Origin of the sequence: Burkholderia sp. BKH01 (assembly GCF_025685725.1) — a bacterium.
GTDB classification, from domain to species: domain Bacteria; phylum Pseudomonadota; class Gammaproteobacteria; order Burkholderiales; family Burkholderiaceae; genus Burkholderia; species Burkholderia pyrrocinia_C.
The window spans coordinates 1-2687 of the sequence record NZ_JAOTQT010000055.1 but is presented as its reverse complement, the minus strand read 5'-3'; the positions used below and the strand labels follow the sequence as shown (position 1 = coordinate 2687).

1 protein-coding gene, 3 tRNA genes and 2 pseudogenes are annotated in these 2687 nt (G+C 60.3%); 2 read left to right on the top strand and 4 right to left on the bottom strand.

Annotation, left to right across the window (positions count from 1 at the left end):
* The 4 genes and pseudogenes from OEJ37_RS34770 to OEJ37_RS34755 all read right to left on the bottom strand — a co-directional run.
* Window positions 1–64: pseudogene (locus OEJ37_RS34770) on the bottom strand (elongation factor Tu); the annotation flags it as partial.
* A gap of 66 nt (window positions 65–130) precedes the next feature.
* Window positions 131–205 (bottom strand) — tRNA-Thr (locus OEJ37_RS34765).
* A gap of 24 nt (window positions 206–229) precedes the next feature.
* Window positions 230–303: transfer RNA gene (locus tag OEJ37_RS34760), tRNA-Gly, on the bottom strand.
* 43 nt (window positions 304–346) lie between these two features.
* A tRNA-Tyr gene (locus OEJ37_RS34755) sits at window positions 347–432 on the bottom strand.
* Window positions 433–1419: 987 nt separating this feature from the next.
* Between OEJ37_RS34755 and OEJ37_RS34750 the strand changes: the two are divergent.
* Together OEJ37_RS34750 and OEJ37_RS34745 are read left to right on the top strand one after the other, a co-directional pair.
* Window positions 1420–1772: pseudogene (locus tag OEJ37_RS34750) on the top strand (IS66 family transposase); the annotation flags it as partial.
* 39 nt (window positions 1773–1811) lie between these two features.
* Window positions 1812–2408 (top strand): plasmid pRiA4b ORF-3 family protein, encoded by a 597-nt coding sequence (locus OEJ37_RS34745; RefSeq protein WP_263349519.1) that lies wholly within the window; start codon window positions 1812–1814, stop codon window positions 2406–2408.
* The last annotated feature ends 279 nt before the right edge of the window (window positions 2409–2687 follow it).

Here is a 2687-nt window from a genome sequence, read left to right as displayed (position 1 = left end):
CAACGTGACCAATCGTACCAACGTTCACGTGCGGCTTGGTCCGCTCGAATTTACCCTTGGCCATTTTCGACTCCCAAAAGGAATTTCACAGGTTGCGCCGCGCGCAAACAAGACACTGACTTTTTACTGCTGGTGCCCATGGGCAGGATCGAACTGCCGACCTCTCCCTTACCAAGGGAGTGCTCTACCACTGAGCCACATGGGCGCTTTACGTTTCAACTTCGCGGTCTGGAGCGGGTGAAGGGAATCGAACCCTCGTCGTAAGCTTGGAAGGCTTCTGCTCTACCATTGAGCTACACCCGCAAGGGCCACTAACGATTCCCTACCGCTCACTGCGCTGATATCTTGGTGGAGGAGGTTGGATTCGAACCAACGTAGGCGTAAGCCAACAGATTTACAGTCTGCCCCCTTTAGCCACTCGGGCACCCCTCCGTAGAGAACTGACGATTATGGGGGTGCATCGCACTCCTGTCAAGCACATCCGGAAGATTATTTTCACTCTCTTCCTGACACTTGCCCTACCACCAATCTTCCGCCCTTGCCCGGCTAAGGCAAGCACAAGATATTGCCGATCGGCGCCACATCTTCGTCAGACTCCGCTTCCAACGCTGATCTGCATCTGCGCTAAAAACGAAAGACCGCCATCATACGACCTCTCGAGCACAATGCCAAGCGGGCAGACGCAAAATTTCCGCAAATTTCGTGCCGGTAGCGTCGGCGATTCCGCGGCCGATATCGCGAAGACACTATCGACGCGAACATGGACTACTCATCCAGGGACCGCCGATCGCCTGATCGCAACCTGGGCGCGGTACACTCGACGGGACTTTCACGCGCGCCCCGATTGCATCCGACACCTGCCCGCCTCCCATCCCAGCACGGAATCGTGGCCCCTCCCCCTGCCTGCCCCTACTTCGCCGAAAGGCGCGAGCCGTCTCGAATCGTCCGTCCGTTCCCCATACGATTCTTCATGCCCCAGTTCGCTGTTGTAATTGCCTTCATGGCTTTGGCCTCACACGCTGCCGATCCGGTAGATACCTCGCATTGCTCGAGCGCGATCGCAGAGATCCGCTAACAGGTTTGGCCGGCAGTCATGCTCGAGACTCCCGAACGAAGCCGCCGTGCTGGCTGACTATGAGCGGTGGAAACCTGCTCTCGTCCCCGGTTGCCTTCGTTCGGCGGGCATCGCGCATCGCCGGCGCGCGATGAGCCTGATGCGACCGCATATTTGTGGCTGTTCACCGATGCATCCGGCGTATCTCGTCGCGGCAGGCACCCGCGACGACTCTCCGCCGGCGGGGTCCGCCAGGACGGCATGCTGCGGCCACTACCTGGCAACGACATGCGGCGCCTGGCCACCGGATTGGCTCGCACCTGCGGTCGACGGCAGCGAGACGCACTTCGCATTGACGGATGAACGCCACACTGGAGACGCTCTCACGCGAATCCGACACGAGTCGGGCGATCCTCTACGCTTTGAACCGACGGGAAGCGCTCGCGCGCTACTGCGACGACGGGCACCTGGAAATCGATCACCTGGCGGTCGAGTGCGCGTTGCCCGGAGTGGCCATCGGGCGCCGAACTACCTGTTCGCCAGCGCGAACTCAGGTGGGAAGCGTGCTACCGCGATTTGCAGCCTGATCGGAACGGCCAAGCTCAACGGCATCGATGCAGAGGCGCATCTGCGCACCGGGCTTGCGCGCATTGCAGGACATCCGATTAACTGGATCGAAGGACTGCAGCTCTGGAAAATGACCTACCCGACATCGTAAGGCGATAATGCCGCAGGCTTTCCGTTCCCCGGAGATCAGATGGCGAAATCGTTCCAGCGCTTTACTCTGTACGTGCAGCTTCAACATATCGAGCCGCCCATCTGGCGCCGGATCGAGGTCGAAGGAACCGAGTCGCTGCGCAAGCTGCACCATATCCTGCAGGCGGCCTTCGGCTGGGAAGACACCCACCTGCACGACTTTCTGATCGACGGCATGACCTACGCCATGTTCGAGGTCGATGACGTGCGGGACTTCGCTGACCCGAACACAACTGCCGACGACCGTAAGTCTCGACTTCAGAAGATTCTGAAACCCAGCTCTCGCTTCCTTTACCGCTACGACTTCGGAGACGGCTGGGTTCACGTCATCGTCGTCGAGAAAATGGAAACCGTCGGGGGCGAACCGTGGGGCGCGGCCCAGGTCATCGACGGTACTCGGGCCTGCCCGCCGGAGGACGTGGGTGGCGCGACAGGCTACGAAGCATTCCTGAACACGCTATACGATGATCCGGATAGCGAAGAAGCCGAACATTACCGGAACTGGGTCGGCCCCGGCTTCGACGCCGAACTGTTCGATCTGCGTGCTGCCAATGCCACACTGCTGCGCATGGCTTCCAACCGTTGGGGAAACCGGTAACTCATGCCGCCAGGATGGTATCGACTCCATGCCTACGATATGGTCGCCGTCACGGCGGGAGTAGGTGAGTCGAGATGGTCATGGCAACTCGTGCCGCCACCATGTGGGCCGATCTGGTTGGCCTGAGCGCGTCTTGGCCGATTGCGCGGATGGGTTGCGCTGAGCTGCGCTGTCCTGATTAGCACCTTCGGCGCTCCAGCCCCACCTGCTCGTTGCTTTGCGCAGCCTGCATTTTGTCCGCGCCAATGCAAAAACCCCCGCCTGTTCGGGCGGGGGTTT